General features: G+C 35.4%; 13 protein-coding genes and 1 pseudogene. 5 read left to right on the forward strand and 9 right to left on the reverse strand.

What is annotated here, in order from left to right; translation table 11 throughout:
* Positions 1 to 65: 65 nt before the first annotated feature.
* Positions 66 to 1,088, reverse strand: coding sequence for a hypothetical protein (locus IPI65_21380; protein ID MBK7443985.1), 1,023 nt, complete (start codon positions 1,086 to 1,088; stop codon positions 66 to 68).
* A 220-nt stretch (positions 1,089 to 1,308) separates the two neighbouring features.
* Between IPI65_21380 and IPI65_21385 the strand changes: the two genes are divergently transcribed.
* The gene (locus tag IPI65_21385; protein MBK7443986.1) at positions 1,309 to 2,043 is read left to right on the forward strand and encodes a hypothetical protein; all 735 of its coding nucleotides are present in this window, start codon (positions 1,309 to 1,311) and stop codon (positions 2,041 to 2,043) included.
* A gap of 53 nt (positions 2,044 to 2,096) precedes the next feature.
* On the opposite strand, the gene IPI65_21390 is transcribed toward IPI65_21385, so the two are convergent.
* The 6 genes from IPI65_21390 to IPI65_21415 form a co-directional block, all read right to left on the reverse strand.
* A complete protein-coding gene (locus tag IPI65_21390; GenBank protein ID MBK7443987.1) occupies positions 2,097 to 3,125 on the reverse strand; it encodes a cyanophycinase in 1,029 nt (342 codons plus the stop codon).
* Positions 3,126 to 3,237: 112 nt separating this feature from the next.
* Positions 3,238 to 4,437, reverse strand: coding sequence for a T9SS type A sorting domain-containing protein (locus IPI65_21395; GenBank protein MBK7443988.1), 1,200 nt, complete (start codon positions 4,435 to 4,437; stop codon positions 3,238 to 3,240).
* 192 nt (positions 4,438 to 4,629) lie between these two features.
* The gene (locus IPI65_21400; GenBank protein ID MBK7443989.1) at positions 4,630 to 4,962 is read right to left on the reverse strand and encodes a hypothetical protein; all 333 of its coding nucleotides are present in this window, start codon (positions 4,960 to 4,962) and stop codon (positions 4,630 to 4,632) included.
* Between the two features lie 174 nt (positions 4,963 to 5,136).
* On the reverse strand, positions 5,137 to 5,439 hold the full coding sequence (locus IPI65_21405) for a hypothetical protein (protein MBK7443990.1): 303 nt from the start codon (positions 5,437 to 5,439) through the stop codon (positions 5,137 to 5,139).
* 388 nt (positions 5,440 to 5,827) lie between these two features.
* On the reverse strand, positions 5,828 to 6,136 hold the full coding sequence (locus IPI65_21410) for a T9SS type A sorting domain-containing protein (GenBank protein ID MBK7443991.1): 309 nt from the start codon (positions 6,134 to 6,136) through the stop codon (positions 5,828 to 5,830).
* Between the two features lie 23 nt (positions 6,137 to 6,159).
* Positions 6,160 to 7,815 carry a hypothetical protein gene (locus IPI65_21415; protein MBK7443992.1) on the reverse strand — a complete coding sequence of 552 codons (1,656 nt, stop codon included), beginning with the start codon at positions 7,813 to 7,815 and terminating at the stop codon, positions 6,160 to 6,162.
* Between the two features lie 163 nt (positions 7,816 to 7,978).
* Here IPI65_21415 and IPI65_21420 point away from each other — a divergent pair, with 163 nt between their 5' ends.
* From IPI65_21420 to IPI65_21430, 3 genes are all read left to right on the forward strand, one after another.
* On the forward strand, positions 7,979 to 9,886 hold the full coding sequence (locus IPI65_21420; GenBank protein ID MBK7443993.1) for a CotH kinase family protein: 1,908 nt from the start codon (positions 7,979 to 7,981) through the stop codon (positions 9,884 to 9,886).
* Between the two features lie 228 nt (positions 9,887 to 10,114).
* A complete protein-coding gene (locus IPI65_21425; GenBank protein MBK7443994.1) occupies positions 10,115 to 10,681 on the forward strand; it encodes a transposase in 567 nt (188 codons plus the stop codon).
* A 464-nt stretch (positions 10,682 to 11,145) separates the two neighbouring features.
* Positions 11,146 to 13,407: a carbohydrate binding family 9 domain-containing protein gene (locus tag IPI65_21430; GenBank protein MBK7443995.1), complete on the forward strand. Its 2,262-nt coding sequence runs from the start codon at positions 11,146 to 11,148 to the stop codon at positions 13,405 to 13,407.
* A gap of 16 nt (positions 13,408 to 13,423) precedes the next feature.
* On the opposite strand, the pseudogene IPI65_21435 reads toward IPI65_21430, so the two are convergent.
* A pseudogene (locus IPI65_21435) lies at positions 13,424 to 14,535 on the reverse strand (acyl-CoA desaturase).
* Positions 14,536 to 14,726: 191 nt separating this feature from the next.
* Between IPI65_21435 and IPI65_21440 the strand changes: the two are divergent.
* Entirely contained in the window at positions 14,727 to 15,395 is a 669-nt protein-coding gene (locus tag IPI65_21440; protein ID MBK7443996.1) for a hypothetical protein, read from the forward strand.
* Between the two features lie 7 nt (positions 15,396 to 15,402).
* On the opposite strand, the gene IPI65_21445 is transcribed toward IPI65_21440, so the two are convergent.
* Entirely contained in the window at positions 15,403 to 16,431 is a 1,029-nt protein-coding gene (locus IPI65_21445) for an MBL fold metallo-hydrolase (protein MBK7443997.1), read from the reverse strand.
* Positions 16,432 to 16,521 lie beyond the last annotated feature (90 nt).

Consider the following 16,521-nt stretch of genomic DNA (forward strand, 5'->3'; position numbering starts at 1 on the left):
ATTGCTGCACGGAGGATTTATTAGAAATATTTTTAGGCTCAACTATTTCCAATAAGAAGGCGTAATTATTCCTTAAAGTCAATTTTAGTACCGGTAATTGCTTCATTTATTTTATTAAAGTCGCGTAAACTAAACTGAGGCGTTGTTTTTTTAACCGGTATATCGATTGGAGCCGACATATATGCAATTTCTTTAGTATCAGAATATATAATTCCAAACCAGTTACCAACCTTAAATGCATAAGCATATCCTGCTGCACCTTCGGTAATTAATTTATTAAATTTCTCTTGCTCCATTACTTCAATAGGATAAGGATAGTATACTTGCGCATCTTTAACTGCGATATAATCATCCCAATCTTTTTTAGAAATGGCAAGCGTATAATCTTTTAATTTTGGTGCAGTTTGTTTGATGGTATTATCTGTAAATTTATTATCAGCAGCTTTGCGTTTAACAATATCATTCATGGCATCAATACCATAATAAATATCTTCTTTTGTTGGCACCTGGTGTATCATACTTATTCCCACATACATTTTTGTAAAAGTTGATTCCAACTCATTTAATTGTTCGATAGGAAATAATACCAGCGATTTAAAATCCTGAACGTTAAATCCACCGGCATCCATAGTTGCCTCATTGCCGGAATAGGCATAATCTAAGGTAAACTGATTTTTATTTTCTGAATCTTTAGTTACTGTAATATGTGTTAATGCAAGCACCACATAATCAGTTGCACCGGTTTCATATAACTCTTTTACCTGTTTAAACGATTTCACTTCGAAGGTATCGTGTAAACTCCATTTTTCTTTTATGAATTGAATATAAGCTTCACTGTAAGCAGCACAATTGTCTTTGTATTCCTCCAATTCAGAAAATTCCTTTTTCCGTTTAAATTCATCCACTTTATCCAAATCCCAACGCTGCATCATGATAATGAGCTTACGAGATGTGATTTCGGTACATTCCTTTTGGGTCGGAACATCGTTTTTATAGGTTAATAAAGGGCTGCCAAATTGAGCTGATAGTTTACCGGCAGTAAATAATAGCAAAAAGCTGCAAAGGATAAATAATCGTATCGTTTTCATTACTGGTCTATTGTGTTGCAAATATATCAAACAGATTTTCAAGTATTCAAATGTATTATTTTCGCTCCACCTGCAAATCAGATGCCAATATTTGCATATTTTAACAGGACTTAGATGGCAGTAGCCTTTTCAAGCTTACTTTCGTCAGTTCCTTTAGACAAACTTTTACTCTTTTTCAAAATGAAAAAAAACTGCATATTTGCGCTTAAACATCACATACATGCACAAACTTTTCAAATACAGCCTGCATTTTATCCTGCTGCTCACAACTATTAATATTACCGAAACCGGTAAAACACAAGGGTATTCCTATGGGGGATTAGGTTACAATGCCTCTTACCTGAAATCGGAAGGTTTGGATTTTGTTATCGATCGTTACAATGAAACGAGGCCTTATCTGACCACAATAATGCCTTACAACCGTTATTATGATGGCATTACTGCCCATTTTGGAGGAGCTGCCAATTATTTTGCTTATGATATTGGCTTTACTTACCGCAGTAGTGTGGTTAGTGCAAGCGGAATTGATGGCAGTGGTATAGAAGTTCAACGCGATTTAAAAAACAAATGGAATACCTGGGATTTCAGCATGGGAATCAACTTAGGAAATAGCGACACCAAGGCTTTAACTATTGGAATAAATACTGCGTTAGATAGCGAAAAATCTTTAACCCGAAGTGATACTCCGGATAAAATTGGCGTGGCTAATTTTGCAAAAGTAAACAGTGCATTCAAAATAGGATTTGAACCGTATATTCAACTTATTTTGGCTACCGAAGAAGGATTCGGAATTTTATTGAAACCATATTATAGCTGGACACCGGTTAAAACAGATTATTCTGAATTAAATCAATACATTAATCCTTATACTTACATAAATGACCCAATTCCAATTGAAGGAAATTTAAGTGGGTTTGGAATTAATATTATCCTGATAGGATATGGTGAAAATTAAAAATAATTAATCAAAAAAAACCGATATTTTTCAATATCGGTTTTTTTTATTTTTTAAAACGAGGAATAAAATGTTCCTTTAAAAGCCCAGAAATAACCCCAGGTTCCACCACTTCCGGTAGACCAGTCACTGAGTTCAAAAGTATTATCTCCTGTTAATGTGCCAGGCACTTTATACACCGTCATGGCCTGATCGCCGCGATCCCATGTTAACGGATGTCCGCTTGCACAAGCTTCAGGTCCTAGGTTTGTTTTTTTGCAGAAATATGCATTGTTAATTCCAAAAACTTGAACATGACCATCTTCATCAATACAGGCTGCAGTTTCTTCATCAACACCAATTCCTTTTACATCAATGCCATAATCTTTATTTAATCGCGCCATAAATGTTAAGTGACGGCCTTCTCTTCCGATATAATGTTGATCGCAAATGGTATTTACTAACCAAGGATTTTCAATAAAATTATCATATTGTAATGATACACGATCTTTATATGGATTGTTTAATGCACCTTCAGATGTAACAGTACCATTCATTGCATCAAAATAAGCATCACCTAATATCGATTCACCGGCGCTTGTGCCGCCAATTGGTGCATGTTTTACATTGATTAAATAATTAATTGCATCTTCTACTAAAGTACCTTTCCAGATGTTTACATAATTCCATTGATCGCCACCTGCTATAAATAATGCCTCAGCATTTATGATGCGATTATATACTCCCATGTTATTAGCGCTGCTGGTTGTATTAATTACAATTGTTTCAACTGAATTAACACCACCCATATCATAAATATATTGGTTGTATCCATCCTCACCTGTGACACGAATTACTACAAAGTCACCTCCACCTGCTCTGTCAATCATCCATTCAAATGCAGCGTCTACATCAGTGCTGCCGCCCATTAATACGGTTCCATCCTCGGTTTCACCTTCTACATCTTCACCATCACCGGTTAAATAATATACAATTTTTAAGTCAATATCATCCTGCACCTCGGTTGTGACCGGATTAATATCGTTTTTCGAACAAGATGCAAGCATAGCACCTGCAATTACATAAATGAGTGTTTTTTTCATAAAATTGATGTGGGTTAAATAGTTTTTAAATGTTCTCAAAAATAAAAATTGAAATGCGGTTTTACCAGCGAGAACAGCTACAACTTAAATCGTTTTGTGACAGGCAGATTAATCACAATTTAATAAAGGTTGTTTGGGCGAATGTTTTATTCCCGGTTACCCGAATATAGAAAACCTGGTAGCCTTGCTGATATTGAATCGGGAAATCTGAAACCGGTAAATTAAGAATATTATTTCCGGAAGTAAGGGTTGCTGAAATGGAAATAACTTTTTTACCACTTATATCGGTAATATCAATTGTTACAGCATCCGGGTCTCCCGCAAATATTATGATTTGCCCGCAACAATTAACAGGGTTAGGTGAAATTAACATCGAAGATTTTTCGATATATTTTACATCATCGCCGCTTACTACCCAACGCACCCGATCTATCAATTCCCAATTTGTGCTGTCAGTGGAAATATAACGGTACTCAAATAATAAATTACCCAGAAAATCATAATCATAATAAAAATAATTTCCATTGGTATATATTCCTTCAGTATAAGTATTTGTTATTTTCCATAACAATTTACCTTCAGGTTCATAATAAAAATAATCTGCAGCAACAGTATCCTGAAAACCATTATCATTAATATCCAAAACAATTCTGTTTAGAGGTTTTTGTTGCTCATTTAAATTTGTAATTATAATGCTGTCTGCAACAAATAATTCCGAATCACTGTATTTAGTCAAAACCCGCTCAGTTAAGGTGGCATGGCCGTTTGAGTAAGCAAAAAGCCGTACTACATCAACACCTGTAAATGTGATAGTATCCAGAAAATAATTATGTACCGAATCAAGTTTTCCATTTGTGTTATAATAATACCGGTTGTTGCTTAAGATGGTGATCGTGTCGTAATTTTTTAAATCGGTGTATGTTTCCTCAATTAATTGATTACTAGCATTATATACATATCGAAATTGATAAATTGCTTTGGTTGGGTCACTATTCCCATTGGAAACATTTTTTTCGTAAAGCAGGCCCTGATCATTATAAAAATAAAAAGTATCCATAGCCAGGGAGGTAACGCGCGTAGGGCGATTTAGGGCATCATATTCCAGCACAGATTCAGCAACTACAATATTATTTATAAACCGTTTACAATAATCCAATCTCGCCCACTCATCATAACGATATGCTATAGAATCAAATGTTTCATAAACAGGATGATTAGAAAGGTTATACAGGAAAGTTTCGTTGATTCTGAAGTCGACATTAAACACCGGGTGTAACGCAACAGGCTGAATAATAGCGTGTTGGCCAAACAAATTGCTACAACTAAAAAAAGAGAGGATAAGTATATGGAAAAACCGTCTGCTGAATGCCACGGTTAAAAGTAATCAGTTTAATTTAAACCTGATTAAAATTTCTGTATTAATTTACAAGCTTTTGTGACAGGCAAAAAAAAGAGGCTGTCGCACACCAACAGCCTCCGATTACCAAAATCCACATGATTAAAATTATCTTACTGATTTGATTTCAGACAACAGGAGTGGCATTCCTGCTAATCTTTCAGTATCAGAAATATTTTTTACAGTTCCTGAAAATTTAACTACCATTCCAACTTTTTGGAAGTTTTGAGGTAAATTCATTGGGCAATAATCCATAATTCCATCCTCATTTGTTACACGAATAACCCAAATATCACCTTTTAACATAATGGTTCCCATTCCGGCAACTTGCGCTCCGTTTTCAATTCCAGCTATTTGCAGAGGTTCTGCATTATTGTCAGCTGCAGATACAAATAAATTACCTGCTATTACAAGGGCGATGATTAACATTAGCTTTTTCATATATTGAGATTTAATTGTGATTGTTAATTTTTACAACACAAAATTCGTATAGCGCAAAGCCGTAAGTTATGACTTATGTTACCTCCTGTTATGAGTATAGTCAGAGTTTGTCAGAACCCCCTGTAAATAAGATTTTCAGAGAAAATAAGGGAAGAAATTACCTGGAAAATGCAGTTATAAATAAGAACTCAGCACCGTAATAATTTCATCGAGCGCTGTTTCTTCATCTTTACTTGGCACGTTATTTTGCAGTTTAATCAAAGTACCATTATCCCAATGATAAGTAAGTTGGAAAGGCACACCGTGATAAGAATAGTTCCAGCAAAGGGTATTGAAGTTGTCGCTCTTTTTTGAATAGGATATATCGAGAATTTGCTCAAATTTTCGCGCTATCTGATAAAAACCCTGAGTACTTCTGCCTGCACCAAAATCTATTTGCTTGTAGGCCCCTTTGTTTTGAACAATCTTAAATTCCAAAATATATAATTTATAGTGAAAAATCAGTCGAATAGATGATAGTCAGTGAGCTGCAGCACAGTTAGCACCAGCATTACAGAAGAACAAATAATTCGAGAAAGCATAAATATACGAAAAAAATGGCACAATTTGCAGGCTTAAGTGATTAATAGAAGCATTTAGATTTTATCTATATAATAAAAGGTTAAAGACTTCTGCCGCAACTACCCTCTGAAATGGACATTTTTCAGCTAAAATTCAGGAATAAATGATTATCATCCATTTAACATTATACTTATAAGTGTGTTGCTACATAAGTGTTATTACTCAAACATGGATTAATACATCATCCCGAAAAAAAACAGGCTGCCCTTATGAGACAGCCTGTTGGATAGTAGCTCTATTTTAACTATTCCAAAATAATTTTTCCTGTATCTACGATATTTCCACAACGTATTTGTAAGATATACATTCCTTTTGGAAGGTGTCCGATATCGATTGTTGTTTCCAAATTATTTGCAGTTGTAGCATAAACCTGATTAAAAACCTGTTCGCCTAAAGCATTAACAATTATAACTTCCGCTTGTTCCAGCATTAAACCACTGGCAGAAATCTGATAAATTCCTGTGCTTGGATTAGGGTAGATAATTGTGTAAACCTCTGCACTTCCTTCACGTAATAAAGTAGTGAAAAATGCTGAAGGAGAAAATGCAGACATACTACCACCCGGACAAATTGTTTTTACTTTACAATTTTATGTTGCACCCGGGTGAGACCAGTAAGGTTAACTGAATTTGTAAACGATTTTTTCTTCAATTTTGTAGCGGGAGTTGCAGTATTAAAATATTGCACCTGATACTGGTAAGCTAATGGAACTGCATTCCAGTTTAACTTGGCATTTGTTGTACCGATTGGTGCCGCAAATAAACCTGTTGGCGGACTTGTTACATCACAAACCGGAGCACCAAAATCTTCAGCAGTAAATGCCTGGTAATAAATATTATTAATTGTTATCGGGTCAGGATTAGTTGTCTCAAATGCTGAACCGGGATTATTATCCTGTTGCCAGATAACATGAACTTTTCCATTCATAACGGTAGGGAAAGCCGCAGGAAAAACATTTTCTTTTTGAGTGATTGCACTATTTGTTAAATTGACCGGTGCTGACCAGGTTAATCCGTTATCATCTGAGTAGGTTCCAAATAAATCTCTGAATGACTCTGCTAACCCATTAAATGGATCTGCATAAATATCTGTATTTTCCATTGGCATTGCGTAAACCAGATAAATACGATCAATTGCTTCATCATAAGCTGCCGTTGTCATAGATGTAAATGATGCCTGATAATTTTTTGTTGCAGCGCCAATTCCTGCGTAAGGGTCATTTAATAAATCGGCATTGTTGGTATCAAAAAAGAAATCTATATAACCTAAAGTTGCTGTGTTAGTATTCCAATAATACATCCCTGAAGTTATAGGGAAATATGACCATCCGGCTAATCCGGCATTGTCATCCAATAATCTGTAGGCGCCAAACCATACATGTGCAGTTCCATCACTGGTAACTATCATACTGTAATAACCATCATTTGTATTAATGGTATCAGCAACAAAATCACCATTGGCATCAGATGTTTGCCCAAGAGCACCTGTATAATTTGCAATTGGAAAATTATAAACAACCTGACTGGTCCAGGTTCCTGCATTTCCTTTTGCTGTACTTTTCAACAATACAACATCAGAATATTCAGAGCCATATAATACATAAACAGTATTTCCTAATACCGAAATTTGTGTGCTATTTCCTATGAGTGAACCAAATCCTTCAGCTGTACTTAAAAATGGTAAAGGTGAATTTAATACAGCCCAGGTATCACCACCATCCATTGAACGTGAAAAATTAATTGCAGTTGGATTAGTAGCCGCATTTGCACAAACAACATATATATCATCCGTTCCTTCAGGACAATATACAGATGGCCATAAACCAATTATTTGATTTGACCCTGTTGTTTCAGTAAATGTTGAACTACCAATTGCTGTATTTCGAAATACTTCTAATGTAGTTCCGTTATGCGAAATAATTACTTCTTTAGTTCCGGCGGTTACAATTTCGCCAAAGCCGGTTCTAACAGTTTCTTCACGGGTTGTCGGAGATGGATCCCATGACACACCATCAAAATTGTTATAATATGTTCCACGATCAGTATAAGCACCATCAAGCGTTGAAGAACCGGTCCAGGCAGCTGATACTTTTCCATCAGCGTAAACCCGTATCAGATTTCGTGCGGGGCCATTCGATTGAATGCCATACGTTGTGGTGCCGAGGTTCACGGGCTGTGCATGTAAACCGGTTGCCAAAATACCTGTTAAGAGGAGTAAATAAAGTTTTTTCATGTTTATGCGTGTTATTTTGTTTTACCAAACATAGACAAATTTTACTAAAAATTCAATTTCAGGGTATATTTGTATATAATTTTTATATATCTGTTGTAATTTTAACAACAAGTGTTAAACGATAACTTATTTTCCCCGTCAAAGCTGCCAAATTACTATAACTATGATGCAGCTAAGTAAAATAATTTTATTATCGGTTTTAGCTGGTTATACAAACTCCATCTTTGCCCAAACCTTACCTGACCAAATGCAAATATCTGCTGATGGAACTCGGTTAACTACAGGTGGCTTTGCGCCGAATGAATTTTATGACCTAAATACCATTTCAAGCCTTAATCTGTTATTTGATAATGCTGATTACTGGTCGCAGTTATTAGATAATTATGAAGATAAAACAGATATCCCTGCAACATTAATATATAACGGTGACACACTCAATGAAAAAGTTGGCGTTCGGTTCAAAGGTCAAACAAGTTATTTTCTGAATAACACAGAGAAAAAGTCATTTAATATAACTTTAGATTATATCGACTCCACGCAGGACATTCATGGTTATAATACTTTAAATCTTAATTGCGGTTATGATGATCCATCATTTATGCGCGAAGCTGTTTATGAAAACGCTATTCAAAAATTTATTCCCGGACTTGCAGTAAATTATATTCATTTATATTTAAATAATGAAGATTGGGGTATTTATCTGAATGTGGAACAATTAAATAAAGATTTTATTAAAGAATGGTTTATGACCAAGAACGGCAGCCTTTGGCGTGCTGAAAAAGAAGGGCCCGGCGGCGGAGATCCTTTTGGTGCAGGATTTTGCTCACTCAATTATTTGGGAGATGAAACGGATGATTATAGCGATTATTATCAACTTAAATTTTCTGATAAATTAGACCCGTTAACAGATATTCTTGAAGCAGCTGATGCATTAAATAATACAGATGATGAATTATTGGTTGAAGAATTAAATAAATATTTAGATATTGACCGTACACTATGGTATTTAGCTTGCGAAATTATTTTTGCTGATGATGATAGTTATGTAAATAAAGGTGGGATGGATTATTATGTTTATTGGGAAATTGAAACGGATAGAATAACGCCCTTAGAATATGATGGCAACAGTTGTATGGATGCGTTGCACGCAAATTGGTCCCCATTTTATAAAATTACAGATTCGGATTTCCCTTTAATGCATATACTATTAAATAATGATGTATTACGTCAACGTTACCTTGCTCATATACGCACAATAATAGAATACACCTTTAATCCGGATAGTATGTCTGCAAGAATTGACTTGATAGACAACCTGATAAATGAATTAATAAATGATGATCCTAAAAAAATATATACCTATACCGAATATTTGGCTGAGGTTACCGATTTGAAAGAATTTGTTGATGCGCGCTATGATTTTTATTTAGCGAACACGGAAGTGAATGTAATTCCACCAATAATAACAAACCCAAAACTTATTTCTGAAAACGGCGAGTGGTCAGTGGTTAATAATTGGGAATCACCAACAGTCACCGCCGGTGTTACTGCTTCAAAAGGATTAAATATTATTTACCTGTATTATTCTGATAAATTATTCGGCACCTTTAATAAAACCACCATGTATGATGACGGTATGCATGAAGATGGTGCTGCAGCAGATGGCGTTTTTGGCGCTGCTATTCCGGGTTATATGAGTGGAAGCAAAATTCGTTTTTATATTGAAGCTATAGATAACAGCACAACCCAAACAAGAGCCTACCTGCCACCTGGTGCCGAGCACGATGTTTTTTATTACGAAGTTGGCGGACAGGTATCCGTTACAAACATTAATAAAATTAACACGTTAAATATTTTCCCCAATCCGGCTTTAAACACCATTCAGGTTTTAACTTCAAATACAATTAGTAACCATCTCATAATTTATACTACCGATGGAAGGATGATGGTAAATATCCCTACTTATTCTTCAGGAAATGCTATCGATGTAAACAACCTCCCGGCAGGATGTTATTTGATAATTATTCAAAACAAGCTTGGACAACAAACTGCTACTTTTGTGAAGGAATAGTTAAACATTAAAACTTCACATGGTTAATTCAAACCTTTGATAAATATTTATTTAAATTACGAAGCTCAAAACAAAAAAGTGCGTTAAGCGCTTACCCTTTAGCAAGAGTAAATACCTGCATTTCACCATCGCTTCCTCCCAAAATTTATAAAAAATATTTATTGCTTTTCACTTGCAGCCTCCTGCCAAATAAAATATTTTTACTTTGTTTAAACCCCTAAAAAACAAATGGAACGAGAAGGCTATGTGATTCGGGATGAGTATTTACCGCATTTTTTGACGTTTAGAGTGACCGATTGGGTTGACATTTTTACGCGAGTAAATTATCGGGATATTGTAGTAAATAGTTTGGAATTCTGCAGACAGAATTTTGGCTTGCGAATTTATGGTTATGTTGTGATGAGTAATCATGTTCATACAATTTTACATCAACCCGATGGTAAATTATCTCCTACAATTACATCCTTTAAAAAATTTACAGGTGGTGAAATTATCAGAACAATAAGTACAATTCCTGAAAGTCGTGAAACATGGATGTTAAAACGATTTGAATTAGCCAAAATGCGGTCTGGAGGTAAAGGAGATCATTTATTTTGGAAACGTGACAACCATCCAAAGCAAATTACAACGCGCGATTTTTTCCTTCAAAAATTAAATTACATTCATGACAACCCTGTTAGGGCAAAACTTGTACTAAAACAAGAAGATTACATTTATTCAAGTGCCGCATATTATAGTGGCCTCCCATCCTTAATAGATATAGATATTTGGGATGGTGTGATTCAATATAAATAAACGCTCTGCGCTGTCTCCGACTGCGCTGAGGCTTCCATGGTCTGTGACCATCTTGAATAAATTTGATTAAAAAAAATCCATCCAATCGTAACAACTAAATAACCGCTCTGCGCTGTCTCCGACTGCGCTGAGGCTTCCATGGTCTGTGACCATCTTGAATAAATTTGATTAAAAAAAATCCATCCAATCGTAACAACTAAATAAACGCTCTACGCTATCTCCGACTGCGCTGAGGCTTCCATGGTCTGTGACCATCTTGTATAAATTTTATTTTTAATAAAATATTTTATTTATCAAATGTTTTAAAACCTAAATTGTATCTCGCACGGTCGGAGACCGGTAAGGCCTCAGCGCAGTCGGAGACAGCGCAGAGCATTACACTGCGTGTAATGTATTTTTATTTAAATTATTTTTAATTTTAACCCTTATTCAGGTTAGGCATACATTCGAAAAAAAATTTAATCATGCGATTACTTATTGTTGGTTTTACAATATGTTTAAATATTGTATTTGTTCATGCACAGGGCGTTGCACCTTATCATCCCTTGCGGATTAGTGATGAGATTAGTTTGGATGGCAAGCTGGATGAAGCGGTTTGGGCACAGACCGGCATGGAGGATGCATTCATGCAGGAATCGCCACAGGCGGGTGCGGTAGCTACTGAAAAAACTGAATATCGGATTGTTTACAATGATGATTATTTATATATCGGAATTACATGCTACGATTCGGAACCTGATAATTTGACACGACTGGCAATGGAACGCGATTTTTCGTTGGGCGATGATGATGGCACCGGCGTTATTATTGATACTTATCATGATAAAACCACGGGTTTGGGATTTTTAGCCAATACCCTGGATGCGCGATGGGATGCGACATTTACTCAAGATGGAACCTCATCAAACGATTCTTACAATACTTATTGGGACGCTGTGACTGCAATTACTGATTTCGGGTATACTACCGAATACCGCATTCCATTCTCATCATTACGATTTGAAACAAAGGATGAAGTGGTAATGGGTATTCGCATAGCCAGATTAATCAAACGGAAAAATGAATTAATCACCTCCCCTCCCTGCGACCCGAAAACTAATAGTGTTTGGTCGAATTTATCTTACGCAAGAGAAGTTGTGTTTACAAATTTAGTCAGCCGTAAACCATTTTACATCAGCCCATATATTATTGCAAATTACAATAGTTTTAGTTATTTAAATGCTGATACAACAGGTTATCTCACCCAAACAGAATTTATGCAGCGCAAAAATTTTGTTGAAAATGAAACACTCGATAAAATTATCAGCAATATAGGCATAGATGCAAAATATGGTTTATCTAAAAACCTCACCCTCGACTTAACTTTAAATACAGATTTCGCACAGGCTGAAGTAGACGACCGTATTATTAATTTATCAAAATACGAAGTTAACCTCCCTGAAAAAAGAAGTTTTTTTCTTGAATCAGCAAATAATTTAAGTTTCGGATTTCCTTCCGGTAATACATTATTTATTACCCGTAAAATTGGTCGGGAAAATGGAATTATTGTTCCTATAATTGGTGGTGCACGATTGACAGGTAAAGTTAACGACTGGCAGTTAGGTGCTTTAAATATGCAAACTACAGGTATTGCTGAAGAAGGCATCTCTCCCCATAATTTTACTGTATTAAGAACCCGGAAATTTATTGACCCGCTGGGCAGTTTCGTTGGCGGAATTATTACCAATCGATTAAATACTGATACTTCCAATTTATCTAATCAAACAATTGGTTTTGATTTTGTTAAAAGAATTACACAACAACTTGCAGTTGAAGGCGGAATATCAGGTACATTAGTAAATTTTAAGGCAGATGATATCATTAAAGCTTCTTATTTGCATGCAGGTGTGTTTCAATCTGCAGTAACCGGATTTTTATACAGCGGCACACTCGATTTATTAGGCGAAGATATTAATCCGGTGATGGGTTTTATCGATGATAATAATTATGGTAATGGAATGGTGGAATTAGGTTATAGAGATGGTTTTTCAGAAAAAAGTATTTTACAATATTGGAGTTTGTTCGTAGAAAATAATTATCGCTGGAAATTTGATACCCATCAGCGTGAAACTTATAGCCTTGAAATATGGCCGGGATTACAATTTAAAAATGGTGCAGAAATTGTAATTTCTGCCGCGGAATTCAAAATAGATTCGCTCCCGTTCGATTGGATATTAGATGAAAAAAATGCCATTTCTGCCGGCACTTATACCACATGGAATAATTCCCTTATTTTAATCTCACCCTCACAATCTGCATTTTATGGCTCCCTGGAAATGACTTACGGTGGATTTTACAGCGGGAAAAGAATCTACATCGCGCCTGAAGCAACATTGTATGCATCTAAACATTTATACTTTTCACTTACCTATGAATATAATAATATTCAATTCGATAAATACCTGACCGATACCATTTCAACTGTATTTACCAGCAATTTAATTCGCTGGAATATTACCTATAATTTTACTACGAAAGTCGCATTGAAATTTTATGTGCAATACGATGATTTAACCGATCAGTTAAGTTCTAACCTAAGGTTCAGGTATAACCCATCAGAAGGAACTGATTTATTTATCGTATTTAATCAGGGAACAAATACTAACCTCACACGACTTGACCCTCATTTACCGGTAATCGATAATCAGGCTGTTACTTTGAAGTTTATTAAAACGTTTGCGCTTTAGCAGATAGCAGTTAATATTAACCCATAATCTCATCTAAAACAGGCATTTTGCCTAAACGTTTTAGTGTTTTAATATGCGATTGTAATGCTGTGCCAAAGGTTTTATTTTCCAGATATGGAATATTAAACGATTCAGCTGTAGATTTTACTATTGGCGCAATTTCAGGATAATGCACGTGGCAAATTTTGGGAAAAGATGATGTTCAACCTGAAAATTTAATCCCCCCACATACCACGACAACCATTTGTTTTTACGAGAAAAATTCATGGTGGTATTTAATTGATGAATAGCCCAACAATTTTCTATAGTGCCATCTTCAGTAGGCATAGGATGCGATGTTTCTTCAACGGTATGCGCTAATTGGAATACAACAGATAAAATCATTCCACCCACAAAATGCATAATCAGAAAACCGGTAACCACCTGAATAAATGGAATGCCAAAAAACATGGTTGGCATTACTAAAAACAAAAAGAAATAGCCTGCCTTTAATATGATTAACTTGATAAACATAATCACATTCTGAGATTTGCTATTGGCATTAACACCATTATTCGTGTATTTAGAAAACTGAACGAAATCTTTTGCGATGCACCAATACAATGTTATCAATCCATAAAGAAAAAATGCATAGATATATTGATAATTATGTTTGTTTTTCCATGTATTATGTGGTGAAAAACGCATTCCTGCTTTATCATCAATATCATCATCCAAACCGGTGATATTCGTGTAAGTGTGATGGAGGATATTGTGCTGTAATTTCCAGTTATGGACAGTACCTCCTAACAGATTAAGGGTATATCCCATTGCCATATTCACGTATTTATTATCCGCATAAGCACCATGATTGGCATCATGCATTACACTCATGCCAACACCGGCAACGGTAATACCCATGCTAAACCATAATAACATACTAACTATAAACGGCGGATTAAAAATTAATATCAGTGCAAACGCGCCAAGATAAGCGGTTAGTAATACAAATGATTTAAAAAACATGGTACCATTTCCAAATTTGGAAATATGATTATCGGTGAAATATTTATTAACGTTCTCTTTAACTGTCTGGTAGAATAAACTCTTATCTCGGTTAATAAATTTAACGGACTGTTTTTGCTGCATACTTTGATTGAGCACCATTAACATCAATGGCATATCAAAGATACAAAAAAAGGGGGCAAATGCGTAATTTATTTTTCCTAACTCTTTGAAAGCCAATGGCGTTGGGCATTCCAGCGAAAGTTTAGAAATGGTCTAATCTTAGGCAAACAAAATTATGCCTGAATTGACAGCTTTTCAGTAGTTTTGGCAGCATGAAATTAATATCACTGCTTTTACTAATTTCCTTACTTACTGCGTGCACTAAAAAGGCCGAGCAACTACATATATACGATTTCATTAAATCAGGCGTTCCCGTAAGCGGCTATCGTGAATTTACTGTCACAAGCGACACCTCTGTTACCAGAGTTTGGCTTCAACAAACTAACACGAAATTAAACGATACCACATGGCAATTCACGACATATTGGTTAAATGCTGATTCTTTGCCAATTAACTCAGGTATTGAACGTTATTTCGCCGGTAATAATGTCCAACTGATAAAACAAAGTTATTTCGAACAAATCGGTAAAGACCGTGTGATCGAAATAATTGGAAAAATGGATACTACACAGCAACAAAATATTTTTTACAAAATTGGAAAATTTTTAATCGATTTTAATTCAATTTCTGATTCCGCAATTACAATGCAAATTGAAGCATCTATTCGCGCTCAATTAATTGAAAATGGACCTGAATTAGCAGCAGATGATAAAACACTGGAAATCATTTCCAACGAAATTTCACATATTAATTTTTTGGATGGCAGACCGGATACTTCCATCAATACCACAACACGAAGAGTATATTCGTTAAATAAAGGACTTATTTATTTTACGGTTGGCACAGGCGCAAATGAAATGACTTTTAAACTAGTAGAATAATATTTGATTAAATATTTCGCCACCATTTTTCTGCAGGCATATAACGGTTTAGTTGCAACACCTCTCCTATTTTTGGTGAAGTGATTTTAACCTGTAACTTTTCTGCATGCGCATGTGCTCTTTCTATCGGTTCATCCCACGGGTGTAATGCAAGTGAAAATTTCCCCCAATGCACCGGCATCAGCACTTTTGCCTGTAAATCAATTGAAGCCTGAACGGTTTCTTCAGGTGTCATGTGAATATATTTCCACGCATTGTTATACTGACCACATTCTAAAATAGCTAAATCAAAACCACCAAATTGTTCACCAATTGTTTTAAAGTGTGCATCGTATCCCGAATCACCACCAATGTAAATTTGATGCTGAGCAGATTGAACAATAAATGAACTCCATAAACTTCTGTTTCTTACTATACTTCTACCCGAAAAATGTCGTGCACTGGCAGCAGTAAATTTTAATCCACTCACCGATGCAGATTCTCCCCAATATAATTCCGTAATTTTTTCTTTCGGATAACCCCAATAAATTAAATGCGGTGCAACACCAATTGAACAAACAACTGATTTTACTTTATTGCGCAATAATTTTATTGTTTTATAATCGAGATGATCATAATGATCATGGGTAATTACTAAAATGTCAATTTCTGGCATATCATCGACACTATATACATTACTTCCATCAAATGCATTTACCATAAATGAAAATGGCGACGCATTGCCACTAAAAACCGGATCAATTAAAATATTTACCTGATTAAAACGCAATAAATACGACGAATGTCCAAACCACACCAAAACAGGCTCACTATCCGGCAATTGCGATAAATTTGTTTTTACAGAAGGTATAACCCGCGGCGGTGCAGAAGTCTTCGGTCTGTTCAACATATCCCTAAACACCTTAAAATACGAAGTATCTTCCGCCATCATCGGTGTATGCGATAAATTCACAAATCCTTTTGCAGTATAATTTGCCTTACCCTTTATCCGCTCCAACCCGGAACCGCTCGGTAATTTCCCTAAAGCCTCAATCATAGCAGCATTGACGAACAAGCATTCAAAATATTGTAGCTCAAATCAAAATACGCCATCAAATCAAAAACACACCACCCAAAAACACATCCT

This window comes from Bacteroidota bacterium, assembly GCA_016706255.1.
Taxonomy (GTDB): domain Bacteria; phylum Bacteroidota; class Bacteroidia; order Chitinophagales; family BACL12; genus UBA7236.

Excerpts from the sequence above, each read along its gene's own strand:
- IPI65_21415 (MBK7443992.1), bottom strand. The coding sequence starts at position 7,815 with ATGAAAAAACTTTATTTACTCCTCTTAACAGGTATTTTGGCAACCGGT.
- IPI65_21410 (MBK7443991.1), bottom strand. The coding sequence starts at position 6,136 with ATGTCTGCATTTTCTCCTTCAGCATTTTTCACTACTTTATTACGTGAA.
- IPI65_21380 (MBK7443985.1), bottom strand. The coding sequence starts at position 1,088 with ATGAAAACGATACGATTATTTATCCTTTGCAGCTTTTTGCTATTATTT.
- IPI65_21445 (MBK7443997.1), bottom strand. The coding sequence starts at position 16,431 with ATGATTGAGGCTTTAGGGAAATTACCGAGCGGTTCCGGGTTGGAGCGG.
- IPI65_21430 (MBK7443995.1), top strand. The coding sequence starts at position 11,146 with ATGCGATTACTTATTGTTGGTTTTACAATATGTTTAAATATTGTATTT.
- IPI65_21420 (MBK7443993.1), top strand. The coding sequence starts at position 7,979 with ATGATGCAGCTAAGTAAAATAATTTTATTATCGGTTTTAGCTGGTTAT.
- IPI65_21390 (MBK7443987.1), bottom strand. The coding sequence starts at position 3,125 with ATGAAAAAAACACTCATTTATGTAATTGCAGGTGCTATGCTTGCATCT.
- IPI65_21400 (MBK7443989.1), bottom strand. The coding sequence starts at position 4,962 with ATGAAAAAGCTAATGTTAATCATCGCCCTTGTAATAGCAGGTAATTTA.
- IPI65_21385 (MBK7443986.1), top strand. The coding sequence starts at position 1,309 with ATGCACAAACTTTTCAAATACAGCCTGCATTTTATCCTGCTGCTCACA.
- IPI65_21425 (MBK7443994.1), top strand. The coding sequence starts at position 10,115 with ATGGAACGAGAAGGCTATGTGATTCGGGATGAGTATTTACCGCATTTT.
- IPI65_21440 (MBK7443996.1), top strand. The coding sequence starts at position 14,727 with ATGAAATTAATATCACTGCTTTTACTAATTTCCTTACTTACTGCGTGC.